Annotated in this window: 14 protein-coding genes; 2 read left to right on the forward strand and 12 right to left on the reverse strand. The window is 52.3% G+C overall.

The window, feature by feature from the left end:
* Positions 1-11: 11 nt before the first annotated feature.
* The 9 genes from gspG to BMY09_RS08950 all read right to left on the reverse strand — a co-directional run bounded on the left by gspG (position 12) and on the right by BMY09_RS08950 (position 14,882).
* Positions 12-440: a type II secretion system major pseudopilin GspG gene (gene gspG, locus BMY09_RS08910; protein ID WP_091356816.1), complete on the reverse strand. Its 429-nt coding sequence runs from the start codon at positions 438-440 to the stop codon at positions 12-14.
* Positions 441-454: 14 nt separating this feature from the next.
* Positions 455-1,669 (reverse strand): type II secretion system F family protein, encoded by a 1,215-nt coding sequence (locus BMY09_RS08915; RefSeq protein WP_175483487.1) that lies wholly within the window; start codon positions 1,667-1,669, stop codon positions 455-457.
* 1 nt (position 1,670) lies between these two features.
* A complete protein-coding gene (gspE, locus tag BMY09_RS08920) occupies positions 1,671-3,407 on the reverse strand; it encodes a type II secretion system ATPase GspE (protein WP_091356820.1) in 1,737 nt (578 codons plus the stop codon).
* Between the two features lie 229 nt (positions 3,408-3,636).
* Entirely contained in the window at positions 3,637-5,856 is a 2,220-nt protein-coding gene (locus tag BMY09_RS08925; RefSeq protein ID WP_091356822.1) for an SPOR domain-containing protein, read from the reverse strand.
* A 26-nt stretch (positions 5,857-5,882) separates the two neighbouring features.
* Positions 5,883-6,341 carry a hypothetical protein gene (locus BMY09_RS08930; RefSeq protein ID WP_091356825.1) on the reverse strand — a complete coding sequence of 153 codons (459 nt, stop codon included), beginning with the start codon at positions 6,339-6,341 and terminating at the stop codon, positions 5,883-5,885.
* Positions 6,341-11,086, reverse strand: coding sequence for a cytochrome c3 family protein (locus BMY09_RS08935; RefSeq protein ID WP_139203168.1), 4,746 nt, complete (start codon positions 11,084-11,086; stop codon positions 6,341-6,343). Before BMY09_RS08935 ends, BMY09_RS08930 begins: the two co-directional genes overlap by 1 nt.
* A 24-nt stretch (positions 11,087-11,110) precedes the next feature.
* The gene (locus tag BMY09_RS08940) at positions 11,111-12,697 is read right to left on the reverse strand and encodes a cytochrome C (RefSeq protein WP_091356829.1); all 1,587 of its coding nucleotides are present in this window, start codon (positions 12,695-12,697) and stop codon (positions 11,111-11,113) included.
* Between the two features lie 438 nt (positions 12,698-13,135).
* Positions 13,136-14,038 carry a hypothetical protein gene (locus tag BMY09_RS08945; protein WP_091356831.1) on the reverse strand — a complete coding sequence of 301 codons (903 nt, stop codon included), beginning with the start codon at positions 14,036-14,038 and terminating at the stop codon, positions 13,136-13,138.
* 4 nt (positions 14,039-14,042) lie between these two features.
* Positions 14,043-14,882: a tetratricopeptide repeat protein gene (locus BMY09_RS08950; protein ID WP_091356834.1), complete on the reverse strand. Its 840-nt coding sequence runs from the start codon at positions 14,880-14,882 to the stop codon at positions 14,043-14,045.
* A 324-nt stretch (positions 14,883-15,206) separates the two neighbouring features.
* On the opposite strand from BMY09_RS08950, the gene BMY09_RS08955 reads away from it, so the two are divergent.
* Together BMY09_RS08955 and BMY09_RS08960 are read left to right on the forward strand one after the other, a co-directional pair.
* Positions 15,207-16,532 carry an NAD(P)-binding domain-containing protein gene (locus BMY09_RS08955; RefSeq protein WP_091356837.1) on the forward strand — a complete coding sequence of 442 codons (1,326 nt, stop codon included), beginning with the start codon at positions 15,207-15,209 and terminating at the stop codon, positions 16,530-16,532.
* On the forward strand, positions 16,519-18,558 hold the full coding sequence (locus tag BMY09_RS08960) for an ankyrin repeat domain-containing protein (RefSeq protein WP_091356839.1): 2,040 nt from the start codon (positions 16,519-16,521) through the stop codon (positions 18,556-18,558). The genes BMY09_RS08955 and BMY09_RS08960 overlap by 14 nt, the downstream gene beginning before the upstream one ends.
* Before the next feature lie 69 nt (positions 18,559-18,627).
* On the opposite strand, the gene BMY09_RS08965 is transcribed toward BMY09_RS08960, so the two are convergent.
* From BMY09_RS08965 to BMY09_RS08975, 3 genes are all read right to left on the reverse strand, one after another.
* A complete protein-coding gene (locus tag BMY09_RS08965) occupies positions 18,628-19,590 on the reverse strand; it encodes a general secretion pathway protein GspB (RefSeq protein ID WP_091356841.1) in 963 nt (320 codons plus the stop codon).
* 4 nt (positions 19,591-19,594) lie between these two features.
* The gene (locus tag BMY09_RS08970; RefSeq protein ID WP_091356844.1) at positions 19,595-21,520 is read right to left on the reverse strand and encodes an ExeA family protein; all 1,926 of its coding nucleotides are present in this window, start codon (positions 21,518-21,520) and stop codon (positions 19,595-19,597) included.
* A gap of 102 nt (positions 21,521-21,622) precedes the next feature.
* The gene (locus BMY09_RS08975; RefSeq protein ID WP_091356847.1) at positions 21,623-23,056 is read right to left on the reverse strand and encodes a cryptochrome/photolyase family protein; all 1,434 of its coding nucleotides are present in this window, start codon (positions 23,054-23,056) and stop codon (positions 21,623-21,625) included.
* Positions 23,057-23,062 lie beyond the last annotated feature (6 nt).

A 23,062-nucleotide genomic window follows, 5' to 3' on the forward strand; every position in this document is an offset into this window, starting at 1 on the left:
ACTGTGTATTTTTATTGCCAACTGACGATATCAGCATTTTCGCCTTCGCCCCCTTCATTGTTGTCCGCGCCCAGCGAAAACAGGTCGTATTCACCAAACTCACCGGGAAATTTGTAATGGTATTCATGTCCCCAGGGATCCATACGAACCACTTTTTTCTTCAGATAGGGACCGTTCCAGCTACTCACCCCTTCAGGGGGATTGATCAGTGCATCAAGGTTTTGCTCGGTACTGGGGTAACTGCCGACTTCGAGACGATAGAGGTCCAGTGCGGCACCCAGCTCCTGAATCTGCAACATTGCGGTTTTGGTTTTTGAGCTATCCAGATGTTTTAACACCCGGGGGCCAACCAGGCCCGCCAACAGCCCCAGAATGACCAGTACCACCAGTATCTCCAGCAGGGTAAAGCCCCGTTGTGTGTACGTTGAGTTGTTGTTCACATATCTCTCCTTGATTAGAGTGCTATATCGTTGATTCCGATAATGGCTGACAAAAGTGACATAATCAGAACGGCAATGATGAAGCCAAGAGACAGAATCAGGGCGGGTTCCAGAATATGCAGTAGCTTTTGTGTTTCTGTTTCGATCTGCCGGTCGTAGATATCGGCAGTTTTTAACAACATGCCGGGCAGTTCACCGGTTTCCTCGCCCACCTGAGTCAACTGGACCACCAGCGGCGGTACCCGTTTACTGTTCTTCAGTTGATCTGATAAGCGGCCCCCCTCACGCATATGGGTGGCGGCAAGAGTGATCTCTTTGAGCAGTGTGTTGTTGGTGAAAGCGGCACTGGCCATCTCAATACTGGAGAGCATTGGCACGCCACTATTGATCAGGTTGCCGAGGCTGCGGCAGAAACGGGTGTATTCAATCTTAATATGCAGTTTTGCGATCAGTGGCAGCCGGAGTCGTAAAGCGTCCCACCAGGCGGTATTTGAACCGCTGGACAGGGTTCGGTATGCGAAGATCAGCAGCAATGAGAGTATTCCCAGTGCATAAACACCGTAGTCGATAGTCACACGACTCAGCCACATCACAAACTGAGTTTCCGGGGGCAGCTCTTTACTGAAACCGGCGATGATATCGGCAAATTGCGGCACCACGTAGAGCAGGATCATCAGAATTGAAAGCAGTGATACGCCCAGTAGTATTATTGGGTAAAGCAGGGCAGCAGATACTTTCTCTTTTAACTGACGGCTGCGCTCCAGATGCTGGCACAGAGTTTCCAGCCCCCGGCCAATCTGACCACTGGCTTCAGCCGCCCGAATCAGACTGACATAAAGCGGATTAAAATAACGGGGGAATTTTTCCAGAGCCTGGCTGAATGTCTGGCCGCCGCGTAGCTGTTGACGCAACTCATGAATCAGTTGTTGCAGAACGCTGGAAGGGGTGCCCTGTTGCAGAATTTCGAGGCTGCGGTCGAGAGGGATACCCGCTTCAACCAGATACATCAGTTCCTGTGTGAATTCGAAGATCAGTTCGCTGTTTACTGAACTGAAACGCACACTCCGGGTTTTCTTTTTCTGACTTTTAGGTTGCTGGCTGTCGGCATAGATCGGCACTTTTCCGCTGGCTTGTAACTGGACAATCACCTCTTCGCGGTTGTTGGCGGAGATAATACCCTCTGTCAGCTCGCCGTTATTGCCAATCGCTTTGTAATAGAAGGTCGTCATCTCAGCCCTCCTGAGTGACGCGCAGTACTTCTTCCAGGGTGGTAAGCCCTGCAAGCGCCTTAGTGCACCCATCGGTATACATGGTTTTCATGCCATGTTCGACGGCCAGTTGCTGCAACTCTTTGGCGTCACAATTGAGCATGATCTGCCGACGGATAATATCATCAACGGGCAGAACTTCTGAGATGGCGATACGCCCGTTATAGCCGGAATTGCGGCAGTGCTCACAGCCGACCGGGTTATAGAGCTTACTGCCGGGGTCAATGGTCTCGCCGCTATTCCAGCTGAGACGTTCTAATAACTCCGGCATTGGCTCAAAGGGCTCGGCACAGTGCTGACACAGTTTGCGCACCAGACGCTGACTGACCACGCACAGCAGGGTGGAGGTTAACAGGTAATCTTCCACGCCCATATCCAGTAAGCGGGTGATACTGCCGGCGGCCTCGTTGGTATGCAGGGTGGAAAGTACCAGGTGACCGGTCAGCGCTGACTGGATACAGATTTTTGCGGTTTCCAGATCCCGCATCTCCCCCACCATAATAATATCCGGGTCCTGTCGGACAATAGAGCGCAGCGTGGTTGCGAAATCCAGACCGATGGAGGAGCGAACCTGGATCTGATTCACCCCTTCCAGTTGATACTCTACCGGGTCTTCGACGGTGATAATCTTTCTTTGCTCAGTATTGAGTCCCTGCATCGCGGTATACAGCGTCGTGGATTTACCGCTGCCGGTGGGGCCGGTAACCAGAATCATGCCGTTGGGCTTTTCCAGGGCGCTTTTAAAGCGTGCCAGAGGTTCGCCACTCATGCCGAGACTCTCGAAGTCTAATACCAGACTATCGCGCTGCAAAATCCGCATCACTACGCTTTCGCCATGAACCGTGGGGATACTGGACACCCGGATATCGATAGTTTGCCCCTGGACGCGGAGGTCGATACGGCCATCCTGTGGCAGGCGCCGTTCAGCGATATTCATATGGGCCATTATTTTAATGCGTGAAATAACTGCCGCGCTGAGGTGGGCAGGAGGGGCTTCAACCTCCTGTAACAAACCATCGCAACGGAACCGCACCCTGAGCTTATCGTGGAACGGCTCAATATGGATATCTGAAGCGTTACTTTTGCAGGCGCGCTGGATTAGCAGGTTGACCAGTCGGATAACTGGCGCTTCGCTGGCCATATCACGTAGTTGTTCAACATCGGTATCGTTATCACTGCCCGAATCGGCGATCTGATCTGCGATTTTGCCCAGTTGTGACTGACCATCGCCGTAGAACTGATCATACAGCGAGTCGAGATCGGTTTTACTGATGACGACCGGTTTAACCTGTTCTGCTCCTGAGGCGAGCCGGGTGCTTTTGATGACAAACTGATCGCTGGGATCCAGCATCGCCAGTGTCAGGACACCGTTGCTGAATTCAAGTGGGATAACGGAGTGCTGTTTGAGAAAGTTCTCGCTGATCAGCTCAGCGCATGCGGGGTTGGCAGGGAAATCTTCGAAAGAAACTTTAGACAGTTGGGTGACTTCTGCCAGGCATAGCGCAAGATCTTCAGCGCTGACCTGCCCCAGCTTTAACAGCATCAGCGGCAGGCTGACAGACCCATCCTGTTCCTTAGCCAGCGACAGCGAACGATTAAAAAGCTCCGGGGTTATCTTCTTCCGGGACGTAAACCACTCTTTAATGCTTTGCTCGATTACTTCGTTGTCGTCTCGCTGTAACGCTTCGGCATTCCTCATCCTCACATCCTTTTGTATTTTTAATTCACTGGACACAGATAAAGAGAATTCCGTTTCAAGCTGCTGTCGATCAAGTGTTTGTTTAGTTTAGATGAGAAAAGACAAAGACCACAATCACCAAATGGTCATATTTTAAGCAATTAACGTGAATGTTTTTAATATAAATCATATTCACTATTACTAATTATTTATTAGTAATAGTGAATATGAGAGTCGCAGGTGTTGTCGCTCAGAAATCGTGACGATAACCTAAGTTTATGTAATAACTGTTAGTTTCGCTGGTATCGTCGGTGAGCTCGCGGTTGGATACTTCGCCCCCCGTCTCAAATTCAAAACGGGTTTTACGGGTCCAGCGGTATTCCAGACGCACAGAGGGGCGAACATACCACTGCGAAGTGTTATCGTCGGTATTTTCACGGTATTCTGTTTGAAAACGTGGGTTGATTCTTAATTTTTCGTTGACCGGATAACGGCTGTTCAGGGTCAGTCCTATCCTCTGGCTGGTGGTTGCATCGGTGAGACGTATACCGACAATGCCCAGATCTCCCTGTTTAATCAGGTTGTTACCGATCGCCTGTACAAACAGTGAGTATTCATAATCCGTACCGGGAAACCCGTCGACACCGCCCGAGGTTTTGCTGTCGCCCTGTTTGGAAACGGTCAGATCACCACTCAGCTGAAAATCCTCAGTGATGGGCTGCACCATACCCAGCGTGGAGGTGAAGCTACGGGTGGTACGATCCAGTGCATACTGACGTGCTTCATCCTCGGTTATTCCTTTGGCGAGCAGTTCACTCAGTGTATTGACCGACTGACTCTGGATCGCTGTGGTGGTGGTCAGTACAGGACTGTTACGGTAATCGACAGAGAGGTTGAAGGTCTGCTCTTTCGCATTGGTCCAGCTGCCCAGTGCAAACAGGGTGTTCAGTTCGTTATAGGAGATATCATAATCAAGTAGTGTGAACAGCGTTTTGCCTGGCTGGAAATAGCGTACCTCGCCACCGACAGCACGACGGTCCAGTATGCTCTCGTTGCGCTGCTCGATCAGGAAGACGTTATAGTCCCAGGCATCGTTGAAGGTGCCCAGATCAAGGTTCACGCCATAAAACCAGCGATCCAGATTAACCTCTTTATAGGTTGAGGTTTCAACAGGAAAACCGGCAACCAGGTTAAGCTTGACAGTCTCATTAAGCGAGTGTCCGGCCAGCAGGCCATCGAAACGGCCCAGCACGCCGCCGGAACTGCTGGACTGACGTCCAAGGCGCAGGGTGTTACTTGCCTGCTTATCCTGAAAATCCACATACATGGTGGTGATGCGGGCTTCGCTTTGGGTGCTGTCGAGGAAATCCTCCTCATAGCCGCCGGAGAACCGGGTACGGATATCGTATTCATCACCCCGGTAGCGGCCGGTCAGATAGAGGTCATTCGACAGTGCATCACGGTTAACTGAGGTGGTCTTAAAGTCTTCGGTTTCTGTGGAAAACTCATCACGACGGTAAAACTGTGAGACGCCCCCATAAACGTCCCAGCGGGATGGCTCGGCTTTGCGGGTTGAAGTGGTACGTGTGGTCGGGGTCTCTGTGGCGGTAATCATCGCCGTGATACGCTGGCGAACACGCAGGGCGTCAGCGCCATCTGGATATTTTTCCAGATACTGATCCCAGGCCGCTTTAGCCTGTGCCTGCTGGCCTTTTCGTTCCCGCGCAACACCGGTGAATTCAAGAGCCTGACGACTATACTGGTTCTCAGGTTCGCGAAGAATTTTAGTGTATAACTGGATCGCCCGGTCATATTCCTGTGCAATCATCGATTGCTCAGCCCGAATCATTATTTGTCCCAGAGGGTCACTGCTGTCCGATGCCGGCTTAGAGGTCCCGGACGCGCCGCTGGAAGCGATAACGGCAACCGGCTTGCTTGGGGCAGGTGGTTTATCGTTTGTTGTCAGCCCGGCTTTATCTGTCGGTTGTGTCGTCTGGGGCGCCATCGCAGTTTCGCTCTCTGGCGGTGCTGGCTGCGGTTTTGTCTCTGCTGTTACCGATGATTGGGTGATACGGCTCACTTCGGCAATGGCGGCGAGCTTTTCGGTTTCTGGAACCTTGGTGATCCAGAGCTCTGGGTGAGTGCTGCGGATCGATGCTGCCAGTGCTTCTGCATCCCTGGCGCTGGGGAAAAAGCCGACTCTGACCCGATACCACTTTTTACCTTTGACAACAGCGCTGGTGATATAGGCGACCTGACTCTTAAAAGGCAGCTCTTTAATCATTGTTTCTGCATCAGCGAGGCTTGCCAGCGATGCTACATGGATTGCGTACCGGCCGCTCGACTGTATTGTTGCACTCTCCATGCTCTGAGGCTGTGCCTCAGCATAGCAGGGAAGGGCTGTGAGCGATCCGCCTGCTATAACAGCAGCAATAAGAGACGATAACAGGGTTCTGGTCGGGTTATGCATTATGTTTTCTCAGTTTCAAATTCGGATTACTGGCATTTGGCCTGCTGGGTTCGTTTTGATGGGTAGATCAATACCTTAATGGTGCGGTAATCACTGCCCTGGATCACTTCAGAACGCACCGCTTCGAGATATTGCAGTGTCAGATAGGGCCCACCAGCAAAGTCACCCTCGTAAACCACCTCATCAAGCAGATCGTGATCTTCCGGTGTAGCTGACTCCCGAAGATCTCGTGCGTTCTGATCGATCTGAGCGACCTGTATATGCTTGATTCGTATCCGTAACTCATCACTGGGGTCCTGCGGGTAATGGCTGATATAGCGGACCGGGTAGTGCATGTGGATGATGGCCAGATCCGGGTCGCAGGGCGACTTACTCCGGATCAGTTCGACCCCTTCCATGATATTCTCACCAATGGGCTGTGCCTGAATCAGAGTGGCCGGCAGAACCAGCGCGCTCAGCAGTAATGCTTTAATTAGTTTGTTCATTAGTCCCAATTCCTATCTCGAACACTGTGTTCCGATCTGCTCTGACGGTGACAGCTGCCGGCACAGTTACGCGCTGTGGAGACGGTGTCGCCTTCATGTTTATTCGGCCTGAAATCATTCGCGTGACAGCCCGCACAATCCGGTGCATAAGCCGGAGTTGGCCAAGGGATTGTCTCGCTGTTAGAGGTATGGCATGCATTACAACCAGGGTTGGCTCTGTGGTCGCCCGGATAGGAGCCAGAGCTGTGGTTGAAGTTAATACCCACGAATGAGGTTGTGTTATGGCACTCGTCACAGGCGACGGTGGTAACAAAGTGGTTACCCGGCTTGCCTGTGGCGGTGCTGCCGTTATGACAGCTTTCACAGGTGCCCGGCGATACATTGTCATGGTTGAATGATGCACCTAACCAGCTATTGGTGTTGTGGCAGTCATCACAGGTGTTACTGCTCTGGATATGATTGGCAGACTTACCTGTCGCGATGACGCCGTTGTGGCAGGTGTTACAAGTGCCATTAACCTCGGCGTGGTCAACCCGGACAACCGGAACCCAGGCCACTGATGAGTGGCACGCTTCACAGACATTGGAGCTGTTGATGTGGGTACCATTCTTACCTGTAGCCGTAGTGCCGTTATGGCAGCTTGAGCAACTGCCGGTGACACCGCTATGGTCAAACACGGCATCCGCCCAGCTGTTGGTGTTATGGCAGTCATCACAGGTGTTGCCACTCTGGATATGGTTGGCTGATTTACCCATCGCAATGGTGCCGTTATGGCAACTGCTACAGGTGCCATTCACCTCGGTGTGATCCACCCGGGTAACCGGAATCCAGCTCACTGGTGTGTGACAGGATTCACAGTTATTGGTGGTGTTGATATGCGTCGCATTTTTACCGGTTGCCGTGGTGCCGTTATGACAGCTTGAACAGCTGCCGGTGACACCGCTGTGATCAAATACCGCCCCGGTAAAGCTGGTGGTGTTATGGCAATCGTCACAGGTGTTACTGCTCTGGATATGATTAGCAGACTTACCCAGGGCGATAGTGCCGTTATGACAGCTGCTACAGGTGCCATTGACCTCAGCGTGATCAACCCGTGTCACCGGCGTCCAGCTGACCGGCGTATGACAGGATTCACAGTTGTTGGTGGTGTTGATGTGAGAGCTGTTCTTGCCGGTGGCAGTAGTGCCGTTATGACAACTGGAGCAACTGCCTGTGACGCCGCTGTGATCGAACACCGCCCCGGTAAAGCTGGTGGTGTTGTGGCAGTCATCACAGGTATTACTGCTCTGAATATGGTTGGCTGATTTACCCAGCGCAATGGTGCCATTATGACAGCTGCTACAGGTGCCATTGACCTCTGCATGGTCAACCCGTGTCACCGGTGTCCAGGTAGTCGGTGTATGGCAGGCCTCACAATTATTGGTGGTGTTGATGTGAGAGCTATTCTTGCCGGTGGCGGTAGTGCCGTTATGACAGCTGGAGCAACTGCCTGTCACATTGCTGTGATCAAACACCGCCCCGGTGAAACTGGTGGTGTTGTGACAATCGTCACAGGTGTTACCACTCTGAATATGGTTGGCGGATTTACCCAGCGCAATGGTGCCGTTATGGCAGCTGCTGCAGGTGCCATTGACCTCGGCGTGATCAACCCGGGTTACCGGTGACCAGGTGGTTGGTGTGTGGCAGGCCTCACAGTTATTGGTGGTGTTAATGTGCGTTGAGTTTTTACCCGTTGCGAGAGTGCCGTTATGACAGTTACTGCAGCTGCCATTGACCTCATTGTGGTCCACCGTTGTCACAGGAGACCAACTGGTAGAAGAGTGACAGGACTCACAACTGTTGGTGGTATTGATATGCGATGTGTTTTTACCTGTCGCAATTGAACCGTTATGACAACTACTACAACTGCCATTGACCTCGGTATGATCAACCCGGGTTACCGGTGACCAGGTGGTCGGGGTATGGCAGGACTCACAGCTGTTAGTGCTGTTGATATGAGTAGCATTTTTACCGGTTGCCGTGGTGCCATTGTGGCAGCTGGAACAGTTGCCGGTGACACCGCTGTGATCAAACGCCGCACCGGTAAAGCTGGTGGTGTTGTGACAGTCTTCGCAGGTATTACTGCTCTGAACATGGTTAGCGGATTTGCCCAGCGCAATACTGCCATTGTGGCAGCTGAAACAGGTGCCATTGACCTCGGCGTGATCAACCCGGGTGACGGGGGACCAGGTGGTTGGAGTGTGACAGGCTTCACAGTTACTGCTGCTATTGATATGGCTGGAGCCTTTGCCGGTAGCCAGAGAGCCGTTGTGACAGCTACTACAGCTACCATTCACCTCGGCGTGATCGACACGGGTGACCGGTGACCAGGTAGTCGGCGTGTGACAGGCTTCACAGTTACTGCTGCTATTGATATGGCTGGCACCTTTGCCGGTAGCCAGGGTTCCGTTGTGACAGCTGCTACAGCTACCATTCACCTCGGTATGATCAACCCGGGTGACCGGAGACCAGGTGGTTGGCGTGTGACAGGCTTCACAATTATTGGTGCTATTGATATGACTGGTGTTTTTGCCGGTGGCAGTGGTGCCGTTATGGCAGCTGTTACAAGAGCCAAGCACCTCTGCGTGGTCAACCTGGGTTACCGGTGTCCAGTTAGTATTGACATGACAGCTTTCACAGCTGTTGGTGGTATTGATATGACCACTGTTTTTGCCGGTGGCTGTACTGCCATTGTGACAGGTTGCGCAGTTAGCTGTCGTGCTGGCATGGTCAAATACCGCTTCCGCCCAGCCCTGTTCCGGATTGTGACAATCTTCACAGCTGTTGCTGGAAGGGACATGGTTGGCAGACTTACCGGTGGCAACTGAACCGTTGTGGCAACTGGCACAGGTTCCCTGCACCTCATTATGATCAACCCGGGTGACCGGTGACCAGATGGTTGAAGTATGACAGGCTTCACAGTTGTTACTGGTATTGATATGGCTGGAATTCTTGCCAGTGGCAGTGGTGCCATTATGACAGTTGCTACAGGTGCCATTCACCTGAGTATGGTCAACCCGGGTCACCGGAGACCATGCAGTGGGTGTGTGGCACGCTTCACAGGCATTGGTGGTGTTGATGTGGGCACTGTTTTTACCGGTGGCGGTACTGCCGTTGTGGCAGGCTGAGCAGCCATCGGTGACGCCGCTGTGATCGAATGTGCCATCGGTGAAGCTGATGGTGTTATGGCAATCTTCACAGGTATTTGCGCTTTGAATATGATTGGCAGATTTACCAATGGCAATGGTGCCGTTATGGCAACTGCTACAGGTGCCATTCACTTCGGTATGGTCGACCCGGGTAACCGGCGACCAGGCTGCTGATGTATGGCAGGCTGTACAGTTATTAGTGGTATTAATATGGCTGCTATTCTTGCCGGTTGCAGTGGTGCCGTTATGACAGCTTTCACAGCTACCATTTACCTGTGAGTGATCAACCTGGGTCACTGGTGACCAACTGCTGGGTGTATGACAGCTTTCACAACTGTTGGTGGTATTAATGTGCGCTGAATTTTTGCCGGTGGCGGTGGTGCCATTATGGCAACTGGCACAGTTAGTTACACCAGCAGGATGAGTGAAGTTAGCATCGGCCCAGCCTCTGTTTGGGTCATGACATTCGACGCATGAATTGCTGCTTGGAATATGGCTGGATGATTTGCCGGTAGCCCGGGTGCCGTTATGACAGCTTTCACAGGTGCCATTGACCTCATCATGATCGACCTGCGTAACCGGTGACCAGCTGCTGCTGGAATGGCAGGCTTCACATGTATTAGACGTATTGAAGTGCCCAGACCCTTTACCAGTGGCAAGGCTGCCATTATGACAACTGACACAATTGGTTGCTCCGGTGTGGTCAAACTTAGCTCCTGACCAGGTGTTAATTGTATGACAATCTTCACAGCTGTTGCTGCTGGGGATATGGTTGCCGGGCTTTCCGCTGGTGTTGAAACTTCCATTATGACAGCTGCTGCAATTGCTGCCGTTATCCGGATGGTTCCACAGGCTCAGGTCGCTGAAGTTGGTTGGGCGGTGACAATCTTCGCACACATTATTAACCGGAATGTGATTGGCGGCTTTACCGGTTGCCTTCACGCCGTTATGACAACTGACACAGTTGTTTTCGATGCCGGTATGGTCGAATGAGGAAGTCTGCCAACCACTGGTTGCGTGGCAGTCTTCACAGTTATCACTGGCGGGGGGGTGGTCACTCTGCTTACCAAAAGCGATCTGGTTATTATGGCAGGATACGCAGCTGCCGGTGACTTCATCGTGATCTACTTTTGAAACATCGCTCCAGCTGCCGGGATTGTGACAACTTTCACAGTTATTACTGCTATTGATATGGTCGCTGGCTTTTGTTGACGCCGGAATAATACTGGAGGACGAGTGACAGGCCGTACAGGTGTTGGGTGTACCTTTAAATACCCCTTTGATATGACAGCTGGAGCACTCCAGATTGGCGTGCTGGCCGTCCAGCATAAAGCCGGTACTGAGGTGATCAAAAGCCTCGCGGGGCGCTTTTTTATCGCCCGCTGACTGTTCTGTTTTTTGTGTGTCTGAGTCCAGCTGTGCCAGTTTATCCGGGTCGGACATCGCCTGGGCAGTAACCGGCAGCATCATACTGAGCAACAGCAGCATGAATAGGGGGATAAGGCGCCGCAGCATACCGGCGGCTGATGAAACAGGTTTAATTCTTATTAATGACATACTTATCACCTATTATCCCCTGGATTACTGACCCAGGTTGCTTGTGTCGTCAAACGATTCGGTCGTGTGGCAGCGTTCACAAAAACGTCCGAAACCACCAAAATGAATATCGTCGCTACGGTGGCAACTAAAACAGTCTGAAGCCTGGTCGATATCTTCCTGATCCTTGACCGGCTTGATGTGACAGGCTTCACAGGGTTGCTCTTTGTGTTGGCCAGTCAGCTCAAAATCGGTCTGGGTGTTGTGATCGAACTGCCAGATACCCCAGTCGTTGGGGGTGTGGCATTGCTCACAGCGTCCACCCAGTGTTTCTTTATGTATATCATCGTCTTTATGACAGCTGATGCAGGCCAGAGCGGTGTCTTTGAATGTCTGTTCAAGGTGGCACTCTTCGCAGCTGGTAATGGCATGCTGACCGATGAGGGGGAAGCGGGTCAGGTCGTGATCAAAGCGGATCACTCCTGAGAACGACTCTTCGTCATGACAGCGGTTACAGCTGTCACCCTGCTGGCCCTTATGTACATCGTCGCCTTTATGGCAACTGATGCAGTCGGTCTGCAGCTCATCTTCCAGACTGCCCTTATGACAGCTATGGCACTCCAGTGGCTTATGGCTGCCACGGAGTTTGAAATCAGTATCCCGGTTATGGTCAAAACTACTTTTCTGCCAGTTGTTTTCAGAATGGCAGTCTTTGCACTTGGTCCCATTTTTCCCCTGATGCGTGTCATCGGCACGGTGGCAATCGATGCACTGATCGCCCGGTGATTTATCGTAGGGGGGATCGACATGGCAACTATTACAATTGGTTTCTTTATGGGCGCCTTTGAGCCGGAAGTCAGTGTCATTGTTATGGTCAAACTTCAGTTCATCCCAGCCTTTCTCTGAATGACACTTCTCACATTCCCCCCCAAAATGACCACCATGGGCATCATTCAGGCGGTGGCATGAAACACACTCAGCAGGAATATCTTTGTACTGCTCATCTGCATGGCAACTGCTGCAGTTAACATCGGCGTGCTTATCCAGCAGCGGGAAGTCAGTGTCATCATGATCGAATCCGGTATCCTGCCAGCCGGTTTCTTTATGGCAGTCGTCACATTGTTCACCCAGCTTGCCGTTATGTTTATCATTGTCTTTATGACAGTCGATACACTGATCGGGGGCTTCGCGAAAACGGTGCGAGGCTTCATGGCAACTGGTGCAGGCAGCGGTGCGATGCTCGCCTTTAAGTGGATAATCGGTCAGGTCATGATTAAAGGTGGAGTGAGTCAGCTGAACGATATCCGCCTCTCTTCCCATGTGGTCGGAGTGGCAGGTTTTGCATTCAATATTCTTACTGTTTTCCATCCGCCCATGAAACCCCGTTCCCTCTTCAATATCCCTGGCAATGTTCTGATGGTCGTGGCAGGCAAGACAGCGGGCGCGTTGTTTGCTCTGATCAAAAGACTCGTGACAGCTGTCGCACTCCTTTTCGAACTGCGCATGTCCATTGATCACTTTACCTGGCATCAGAATCGTTTCGAAAATATTGGCTTCTCCGGGCGCACTGAAGCCTAGTAATAGCAACAGGGTGATTGTCTTTAGCGTGAGAATGCGTTCAGAGAACTTCACTTAACCTCCGGTACAATAAATGCCGAAAACCCTGATGTCTTAGGGCTGTCGGACGAACAAAGGAGGAATATTAACGATGGCCATTCCCCCGATCTGGCCAGTGATACTGCTTGTTACACGGATTACAGTTTTACATTTGACCGGGGTGATGCCGCAGCTTCTTCCCCAATACCATCACGTGTAACAGGCTTATATATGCTGTTAATTTCTGTATTAAATAGCAAAAAACAGGCCTTTTATTGAAAAACCTTTTTATATCAATGATATGAATGTGTTCGCACAGGTTTTTCTCATAATATCGCGATACGGCCATATTGGATCTTGTCTCGAAGTCCATACATATATTAAGTGATATTTGATGTTTCTTTTTAAAATCAATAGCTTGCAGTGTCTGTGTTTTGAGACTCTCAATAATGAGAAAAAATTCTCACATGAAAATTAGTACATATGAACCGCAGCAACATGAATGAGACCTGTGATTAGTAGCATGCTGAAAAATACAACATGGATCTTATGCCAGTTGTGAAACAGTTTTTCATAGAAGGTGTAGACCGCCATTTTGCGTATCGCTTTGAGCAATATACCAACCAGTTTACAGCTCTCTTTATACTGCTTTTTCTGCTGCTTTCTGTCCCAGCCTGCCAGTCTCGCCTGGGTTGCTATGATCGGGCGCAGGCGTCGGCGCAGAGTGAAGTAGGTGATCCATGTGCTGACACCGATAAATATTTTGCGTGGAATAAAGCTGAGTAATCCGCCACCGGGGCGCATGACGTAGTCTTCAAACTCTTTGATTTTATGTTCAATAGCGGGGGCAAGGCCGCCGCTTTGTCCGAGCATTTTGCGCGCCTCATGACTAATATCCATCAGCTCTTCAATGCGGGTGTGGGTGCCGAACAGACCGTAGTGGATCTGGGCATAGATATAGCGCCCGGCAATACCACTGGCGACCACGAACAGCATCGAATAGAGGGCGACATTGCTGTTGGTTGCGCCGAGTGAGAAGTTGCAATGAAAGGCGATCATTACCGGTGCGATAACGCCCATGAACATATGCAGGTTAAACCAGATTTTTATCGCACCGGTGCTGCGCATGAACTTAAACTTCTTGCGCAGCGGGTAGATAAATATCAATAAAAAAATAACCCCCGCAACCAGGCCCAGCCAGTAGCCCAGGCCCCACTCAGCAGTTATCAGGTATTCATCTCTCTGTTGCCAGCCCCAGAGCAGGAACAGTCCCAGTGATACGGATACGAAAGGCGCGGCAAACTGTTCGAAAGGGGAGAGATATAGTTTGTTGATATCTGTTTTTTGCTGTGTATCGGCCACTTTGTTATTGCTCATCTGGTTACTTATGAATCTGATTGATTTCAATTGTCACATGGTTGCCAGATGCCGGGTTGACCACCTGACTGAAACCTTCCAGGTCTCCTGCAGCGGCAGTGGCGCTGTCATTAAATGAGATTCGCGCACCGATGATAACCGCCTTGGCTGATGACAGTTTGCGGTCGGGAATCACTGCGTTGGAATCGTCGAGAGTGAAGTTGAAGGGCAGTTGAGCCGGGCTCTGGCGAATAGCTGCTAGTGGCATTGGTGGGCCTTTGTCTGCCCGTGCGAAGATAAACAGTGTAGCAGTCTTGTCGGCCAGTTGTTTGGCTAACTCGGGGGTGATTTTTATGCTGCCACTCACCGCCGCTGGCAGGGTGTCAGGGCTGTCTTTGAGTGCCTGATCGATCATCACTGCGGTCAGATTTCGGGATGTCTTGGGTTCTGGAAATGCCCGTGAAGGCTGAGCCGGCTGTTTCGCCGCCATGCCGCTGCGAATCTCTTCCAGGCGGGCAGGAGGGAGGCCAAGAGCGGTGGCTTTAGCATAAGCCTGGTCTGCGGCTGTCTGGTCGTTCATGTACTGATAGGTGCGCCCCAGTAACACCCAGCCTTCCATGTCGTCGGGTTCATTTTCCAGCCGTTTTTTCAGTTTCTGGGCCATCTGGTCGAGCGGACCCGCTTCCATGGTGGCGGTGGTTTCGGCAGCCTGAGCAGCCATCAGAGAAGAGCTTGTGGCCGTGCGCTGGGTCATGCCATTGGCTGGCTCACCAGATTGAGTAGAGTTGCTGTCTGTCAGGACAAAAGCAGCAATTGCAAGGCCTGCAGTCAGGGCCAGGGCAGTAAACAGGGTATTACGCGTCATACTATTAGAAACTCCGTAGATCGGTTTATCTTCTACCAAAGCATAAACTGTACCGCTTTTATTAATTTCTTATTTTTCAGTAAGCTACCTGTAATGCTCAGTCCGCTATTTTCACTCTTGCGAGTATGTCAGAGCGGTAAAACTGGTTTGGGTGTGTACTGTTGGAGACAGTTGTTGTTGCAGGGTATTTTCTTTAACGTATTAATTAGAAAATCCGGCTTTCTTTTACCAGGGAGAAGAAAGAAACAGTTGATTTGACGTTTATTTTAATCGTAAAAAAATCATTCCTGAAAAGTAGTTAAGACGTTTTAATAGGTATCATATATGAACGTACAGGCCGACATGTATCAGTATGTAATTATTGGAGCGCCATTGCTGGCGATCTGGATGCTGTATAACTGGTATAAAACCACTCAGACCCGCACTAATCTGGCGATCAAATCTGAAGCTATCTCTGCGGGGCTGACGGAGCCGGCATCGCTTCACCCGATTATTAACAGCAACATCTGTCTTGGATGTGGCTCCTGTGTAAATGCCTGTCCCGAAGCAAAACATCAGGTTCTGGGGTTGATTGATAATAAAGCTGAACTGCTTAACCCGGCAGACTGCATCGGTCACGGTGCCTGTAAAACCGCATGCCCGGCCAATGCCATTGAGCTTGTGTTTGGCACTGAGCGACGTGGGCTGGATATCCCCAACGTTAAGCCGGACTTTCAGACCAATATCCCCGGGATCTATATTGCCGGAGAGTTGGGCGGCATGGGGCTGATCAAAAATGCTACCGAACAGGGACGTAAGGCGATGGAGTCGATTGCCAAGGCGCCGGGAATGGGCTCCGGTGGTGATCTCCTGGATGTGCTTATCGTGGGGGCTGGTCCTGCGGGCATTACCGCCACGCTGGGGGCGATGGAGAAGAAGCTGACCGTGAAAACCATCGAACAGGAATCGCTGGGCGGAACAGTGGCGCAGTTTCCGCGGGGTAAGCTGGTGATGACCGCTCCGGCCAAATTGCCGATTGTGGGTGAGTTCCAGTTTAAAGAGACCACAAAAGAGAAATTGATCGATTTCTGGTCTGAGGTGGAGCAAAAGACCGGACTTAAGGTTAACTATAAAGAGCGGGTAGATCATATTGATCACCTGCCGGATGGCGGCTTCGAGGTGACAACCAATAAATCGGTATATCGTACCCGGGCAGTATTGCTGGCGATTGGCCGCCGGGGCACCCCGCGTAAACTGGGGGTTCCGGGAGAGGAACAGAGTAAAGTGGTCTATCGTCTGGTAGATCCGGCACAGTATAAGGGTAAGCATGTTCTGGTTGTTGGTGGGGGCGATAGTGCTCTGGAAGCCGCCACCAGTATTGCGGAAGAGCCCGGCACGACGGTAACGATCTCTTACCGGAGCGCTGCCTTTGGTCGGGCTAAAGAGAAAAACCGGCGCAAAGTGGAAGCGGCTGCTGAAAGCGGTCGGTTGAACTTAATGTTAAGCTCAACGGTCAATGAGGTGCTGGAGTCTGAAGTGGTGCTCAATATGGAAGACGAGCTACACCGTATTCCAAATGATTACGTGATTGTATGTGCTGGTGGTATTCTGCCCACCGGCTTTTTGAAGAAGATAGGTATTGAGGTCGAAACGAAATATGGTACTGCCTGATCGGGCTGTTGGTTCACGGTGGTGGTCCGCCGCACTTTTTATCTTCGCAATCAGTTTGCTGAGCGCGCCTTTCAACATATCCCCGGCTTATGGTGCGCATCAGGAGCTAGGTGATGTCAAAGCGGCCATCCGTGTCAGAGATTATGCCGGGGCGTACGCTTTGTTAAAGCCGTTGGCAAGTGGTGGTGATGCTGAAGCGCAATATATGCTTTCGACGCTCTATCGTAACGGTCAGGGTGTGACTAAAAGTCATGAAAAGGCAGTGTTCTGGCTTGAAAAAGCGGCTAACCAGGGGCATGTTAAAGCCACCTACAATCTTGCGGTGATGTATGAAAAGGGCTGGGGTGTAGATAAAGACCCGGTCCGTGCTGAGGAGTTGATGGCGGTTGCCGCAGAGCAGGGGCATCCGCTGGCTCAGCGGCAGATGCATAAGGAAACCTCCGAAACCCGGCAGAAGAAACAGTTAAAAGAGTACCGCGCCGTCGATAAAGAGAAAACCCTGCGCTGGTTGGCGCAAAAAGGCAGTAATCGTGAATTAAAGCAACTGCTTGAGCAGCACCCGGATATCAATAGTCATGATGACAGTCAGCGCACTGCTCTTTATGAAGCGGCTGAAGCGGGTCACAGGGAGACGGTAAGCATTCTGCTGCAAGCGGGCGCGCAGATAGGGTTGGAAGATAAGTTTGGTGTGACCCCGGTGATGGCTGCTGCGCAGCAGGGTCATGCCGATGTGGTGAAACTGTTGTTGAAAGCGGGGGCTGATAAAACGGCTAGCGATGATAATGGTAATACCCTGCTTCACCTGGCGGCCGGTAGCGGTCATCTGGCGACTGTTAAGCTGCTGGTCTCATCCGGAGTCGGCATGAATGGTATTAACCACAGTGACTACACAGCGCTGGATCTGGCGGTTAACCGCGACCATAAAAAAGTATCCGCCTGGCTCGGTGCAAAAGGGGCGAAACGTAATAATCTGGCCCCCCCGGAGCGGGATGCTTCGCTGGTGGCGCTGGAGGCTCTGAACTCGGTTGATCAGGTGGTAACCGGTGATAGTAACCCCTTTCAGGGGTGGTCAGCGCTGATGCTTGCCAGCTGGCGGGGGCAGGATAAAGTGGTCGCTGAGTTGTTGCGCAGCAAGCCTGATCTTAATCAGGTTGATCAGGAGGGACATACTCCCCTGAGTCGTGCTGTGTGGCAGGGGCATAGCGATATTGTCAGTATGCTTATTGGTGCCGGTGCGGATGTTAATCATCAGCTTCCCGATGGCCATAGTATGCTGATGCTGGCGGCTGAGCGTGGATTCGATAAAGTCACCGGGATGTTGCTTAAGGCTGGTGCGGATCAGCGCCCACTGTTGGAAAATGGTGATGGTGCTCTGATGCTGGCGGTTAAAAGCGGACATGCAGAGATTGTTAAACAGCTGCTGGACAGTGGCTCTGGCAAGCTCCTGAAGCGGGAACAGGCCAATGTTCTGTTGGAGGCGTCAGCTTCGGATCTGCCTCAGTTGATTGAGCTGTTGGTAAGCTATGGTGTTGATCCGGATACCCGGGATAAACAGTCACGCACGGCGCTCTGGTATGCTGCTGATCATGGCGCGCTGAAGGCGATGAAAGCGCTGAAAGAGAGTGGCGCGGATCTTAACATTGCCGATCTGAATGGCAGTACGCCGCTGATCAGGTCGATCACCCGCAAACAGATTGCGGCACTGAAATGGTTGCTCGCGGCCGGTGCCGATGTGAATAAGCCCGATGCCAGAGGAAATACGCCCCTGATGGTCGCCGCCGCTGCGGGGGATCGCAACAGTGTTATTTTGCTGGCCGAACAGAGCGCCGCGATCAATACCCGCAATGAGTTTACCCAGACCGCGTTGATGCTGGCGGTGAATAGCGGGCATGTTGAGGTTGCCCAGTGGTTGCTGGAGAATGGTGCTCAGCCCCGGCGGAAAAATCAGTTGGGTCAGGACAGCTTTAAGCTGGCAGAAGCCACCGGGAATAAAGCGATGCTTGAACTGTTAAAGCAATATCGTTAAACCCTGTTGAGCTAAACCCAGTCGCTGTGTTTAGCTCTCCCCCTTTTTTGGGCCAGATGGCCAGACCTTCTATCTGAGCAGCAAAAACGGGTTGCCCCGAAAACTGAAAACCAGGGATTCGGGTCTGATCTCCTCCAGACGCAGGTCGTCCGTCAGACGCTGCCCCTCACGGATCATCTTTCCATTTACTCTTGCCATACGTTGCTCCGGTGTCTGGGCATAGATATGCACCGACACTTTCAGGTCTGGTATAGCGTTCTGTGTCTCAGGGTCCAGTTCGTTGAGCAACGGCACATTGCTGTTTTCCACCAATGTTTGTTGCGCTGACGAATTGGGTTCAGAAGAGCTGGATTCAGAAGTGCTGGGTTCAGAAGTGCTAATGTCAGAAATGATCGCGGGGATCTCCAACTGGTCTGCCGCCGCTCTCTGCAGCGCCCGTGCTGCATCTGTGGGCGGCTTTGATGGCTGTGCCTCTCTCAGTGGTGCCAGTTGCTCGATTAACGCCTGATTGAGGAGGCTGCGGTTGAGTTGTTCGACATCGGGCAGGGGTACTGCCGGTTTAGTTGGTATGCTATCGACTACTGTATCGGCTGCGGTGGTTACGACCTCTTCAGGGCTGGGAACGTTATGTCCGGGTAGCGGAGCAAAGGGATCTCGGTGATAGGAGGGTCTCACACTTATGTCTGGTCGTTGATCCTGACCGATGGGTTGAGGCTCAGGTGCGGTGATCCCGGATTCAGACTGTGAGTCTGAGTCTGTAATGGCAGGGGCTGGGGGTGTGGCTGTGCCTGTTGTGGACGTTTCCGGTTGCACTGTGTTGCCGCTAACGGCAGCCACACTCCTGGGCGGCGCTGCATCCGGCCAGATCAGTACTATGATATTCGCTAACAGTAGTGCCGGTACCAGCCAGAGCCATTTTTTTCGTTTGGGTCCCCGTGTTGTCGGACCGCTTTGGACAGGCGCGATATCGATCAGCGGTTGGCTTTGACGCTCCTGGTCTGACTTTTTCAGCGCATCGAGAATATATGACATCGGCTTATGGCTCCCGGTAGCTCAGTATAAGCGGGATATTAGCCTCGACCAGAGTGTTGAGGCGGATCAGTGTTTCAGGACCCATGATGCCATCCTGGAGCAGATTCTGGCTGCGTTGAAACGCTTTGATATACAGTGTTAGCTGATCATCAAAATAGTCATTCATCTCGCTTTGAAACAGGGGGGAGAGCTGAGCCAGTTGTTGTTTAACCCAGAGGATATGGGGGCCGTAACTGCCGGGTCGGGTTAATGTATGGTATCCCCTGGGGGGATGCCAAAGCAGCGTGTAGTTGAACGGGCTCATATCATCCAACTGGGATAAAGGGGTTTTCCAGGTGCGGATGCCATCGGTGAAGGAGGCGGTGTCGCTGTCGATCCTCACCAGTATCTGACTGGTTCGGGTGCCTGGCTTGCCGGGCAGGCGAACCAGCGCTGGCCGATTATTCCGTTGTAGCTGCTGCCAAGGCCCCTGTTTATGCAGGCATCGCAGCCCGTGGTTTAAGGCAAACTGGCAGGGATCCTGGTCTGCAGGCATCTCCAGTTGCCAGAGCCTGAAAAGGCTCTGATAAGCGCGCACTTCGGGGTTATCGCTGATTTCAATTGAGACGGTACTGGTCGTCTGGTTCTGCTGTGGACCGGTGGCAGATAACACGGGAGCAGGCTCCGCCGGGTTAGTATGGCTTTCAGGAACCTGGTCGGGCTGCGCTAGGGGCGCAATGTTGACTGTCTGCATCCGGGGTTCGTTATTCTGGGGAGACGTGACCGGGTCAGGGGCGTCTGGTGCTGTCTCTGTCAGGTTTGTTGCAAGAGCCGCTGACGAGGCTGGAAGAGATGTGTCTGGATAAGAAGTGTCAGACTCCGTTGTTGTCATTGCCGCCGGGGAGGGAAGTTCGGGGGCGACTGTTGCCTGGGCCGCCGTTGGATTGGGCGTTTCGGGTTCTGTTGCCGCGTGAAGTGGACCAGCATTCGTCAGTGCCGGAACAGTATCGGTCAGCCATTGCTGTGCTGCAGGGTAGAAACGGTAGATCAGCAGGGCGATAAAAATAACCCCCAGTACCAGTGTGAGCGTGTTGGCACCCGTGTTGCTGGATTTGGGCTCTGTTTGCGGCTTACCAAAAATCTCTTTGGCCGCCTGGTTCAGAATTTCTGCGCTGATCGACGGCTCATTGCGGGCATAGGCTCCCAGCAGTGCCCGATCACAGAGGATATTGATCAGTCTGGGGATCCCACCACTGAGCTGGTGGATCTGTCTGACCCTGTTTGCCGGTATCGGGTTTGAGGTCTGGGCGCGGGGTTTGTATCCCGCAACGGCCAGACGGTGATTAATATAGTGTTCGGTTTCATCCAGCGTTAACGCTGTCAGGTGAAATCTGGCAGTAATCCGTTGTGCCAGCTGTTTTAGTTCAGGGCGTTCAACTAACTGGCGTAGCTCGGGCTGGCCGAACATGACGATCTGCAGCAGTTTTTTTTCATTGGTTTCAAGGTTGGTGAGCAGGCGCATCTGTTCCAGCACAGTGGGGCTGAGATTTTGCGCCTCATCGATAATCAGAATGGTATTTTTTCCTTCGGAGTGGCTCTGTAACAGGTGGTGGTAGATCGCATCAGAGAGCGATTTGATGCTCTGATTTTGCTGATCATAGGGGATCTGCAATTCATCGCAGATGCTGGCCAGCAGCTCCTCAGAACTCAGCGTGGGATTGAGGATAAAGGCCACTTCGGTATCTTGTGGTATATGGCCCAGCATGCAGCGGCAAAGCGTTGTTTTACCAGTGCCGATCTCACCGGTAAGCATCACAAAACCACTGTTGCCCTGAATCCCATACAGCAGATGTGCCAGAGCATCCCTGTGTTGAGCACTCATATAGAGATAGCCCGGATCAGGCGCAATCGCGAATGGTGAGGAGATCAGTCCGAAATAGTGGTTATACATTTGCCTAACCCTGGCGATACACACCTGATCAAAGATATGCGATTGATCCACCAGAGTAAAGAAGTGGCTGCTGCCCCGGGTTGTCGGTGCCTTATTGGCGTGTTAGCTCTGCTGTTTAAGCTGGGAAAATGCTTCCAGGGCTTGCTTGCGTGTTGTCCTGAGATCGAGGATTGGCTCGGGGTAGGTTGAACCCAGCTCGATTCCCGCCTCGCTGAGCACCGAAGCAGGCGCCTCCCAGGGAGTATGAATATAGCGGCTGGGTAGTCGAGCCAGTGCTGGCAGGTAGCGCCGCACATAGCTGCCGTCAGGGTCAAATTTCTGCCCCTGAGTGACCGGGTTAAAAATTCTGAAATAGGGTGCTGCATCGGCGCCGCATCCCGCCACCCATTGCCAGTTGGCGCTGTTGGATGCCAGATCGGCATCGACCAGCGTGTCCCAGAACCAGCGGGCGCCGTGGAGCCAGTGCTGTAACTGGTTTTTTACCAGAAATGAACCGACCAGCATGCGTACCCGGTTATGCATATAGCCGGTTTGCCATAACTCGCTCATCCCTGCATCAATGATAGGAAACCCCGTTTGGCCTTGTTGCCAGTCACGACAGGAGGCCGGATCGTTGCGCCAGGGGAAGAGGTTAAAGCGTGGATTGAGGTTGGTATCGCTGATGCCTGGATTGTGATAGAGCTGGTAATAGGCGAACTCGCGCCAGCCTAACTCCTTCAGAAACGTATCCAGAGCATCTTCCAGTCCCGGCGCAGTCGCCTGTTGTTGGCTGTAATACCAGATCTGTCGGGGTGATATCTGCCCCCACTGAAGATAGGGGGACAGGGTTGAAGTCGCTTCAAGCGAGGGGATGTCGCGGCCCTGTTGATAGTGTTCTAACCGTTCTGTGGTGAACTGTTGTAACAACCTCCAGGCGGCATCCTCGGATATATCCCAGTGTTCGCTGATACGCTCACGCCAGGGGTGATCGGGCAGCAACCCAAGCTGTTCCAGGCTGAGCTGATTTGAAGACTTGGGGGCAGAGGCTGACGTTAGCTGCGGTCTCGGAAGGGGGGCATCCGGTGGCGGGGCATTCAGGCAGCCCTTGCGGAAGAAGGGAGTGAATACTTTGTAAGGTGTTCCATCGCCTTTACTGACCTGCCAGGGCTCCCACAGCAGTGAGCCATTAAAGCTGTGGACCTCAATGCCCGCCGTTTTCAGTGTCTGCTTGATCCGTTTGTCCCGTGAGATGGCCTGGGGGGTATAGCAGCGGTTCCAGAACACAGCAAGGGCTCCGGTCTGCTCGATCAGTTGTGACAAAACAGTAAGGGGGTCTCCCTGAAACAGTCGCAGACAACCATCCAGTTGCTGATTGATACTGTCCAGACTGTGGTGCAGCCAGCAGCGACTGGCTGCGCCGGGTTGCCATGGGTTCTCACCGGTGGTGTCTTCGATAAATACCGGAATGACCGGGCCTTGTTGCGCGGCGTAGAAGAGTGCCGGGTTATCAGCCAGTCTCAGATCGTGCCGCAGCCAGACAATGACAGGAGTGCTCAATGTATT

Origin of the sequence: Amphritea atlantica (assembly GCF_900111095.1) — a bacterium.
In the GTDB taxonomy this organism is placed as follows: domain Bacteria; phylum Pseudomonadota; class Gammaproteobacteria; order Pseudomonadales; family Balneatricaceae; genus Amphritea; species Amphritea atlantica.

Coding starts and splice junctions, on each gene's coding strand:
- BMY09_RS08915 (WP_175483487.1), bottom strand. CDS start 1,669: ATGACGACCTTCTATTACAAAGCGATTGGCAATAACGGCGAGCTGACA.
- gspE (WP_091356820.1), bottom strand. CDS start 3,407: ATGAGGAATGCCGAAGCGTTACAGCGAGACGACAACGAAGTAATCGAG.
- BMY09_RS08925 (WP_091356822.1), bottom strand. CDS start 5,856: ATGCATAACCCGACCAGAACCCTGTTATCGTCTCTTATTGCTGCTGTT.
- BMY09_RS08930 (WP_091356825.1), bottom strand. CDS start 6,341: ATGAACAAACTAATTAAAGCATTACTGCTGAGCGCGCTGGTTCTGCCG.
- BMY09_RS08935 (WP_139203168.1), bottom strand. CDS start 11,086: ATGTCATTAATAAGAATTAAACCTGTTTCATCAGCCGCCGGTATGCTG.
- BMY09_RS08945 (WP_091356831.1), bottom strand. CDS start 14,038: ATGAGCAATAACAAAGTGGCCGATACACAGCAAAAAACAGATATCAAC.
- BMY09_RS08950 (WP_091356834.1), bottom strand. CDS start 14,882: ATGACGCGTAATACCCTGTTTACTGCCCTGGCCCTGACTGCAGGCCTT.
- BMY09_RS08955 (WP_091356837.1), top strand. CDS start 15,207: ATGAACGTACAGGCCGACATGTATCAGTATGTAATTATTGGAGCGCCA.
- BMY09_RS08960 (WP_091356839.1), top strand. CDS start 16,519: ATGGTACTGCCTGATCGGGCTGTTGGTTCACGGTGGTGGTCCGCCGCA.
- BMY09_RS08965 (WP_091356841.1), bottom strand. CDS start 19,590: ATGTCATATATTCTCGATGCGCTGAAAAAGTCAGACCAGGAGCGTCAA.
- BMY09_RS08970 (WP_091356844.1), bottom strand. CDS start 21,520: ATGTATAACCACTATTTCGGACTGATCTCCTCACCATTCGCGATTGCG.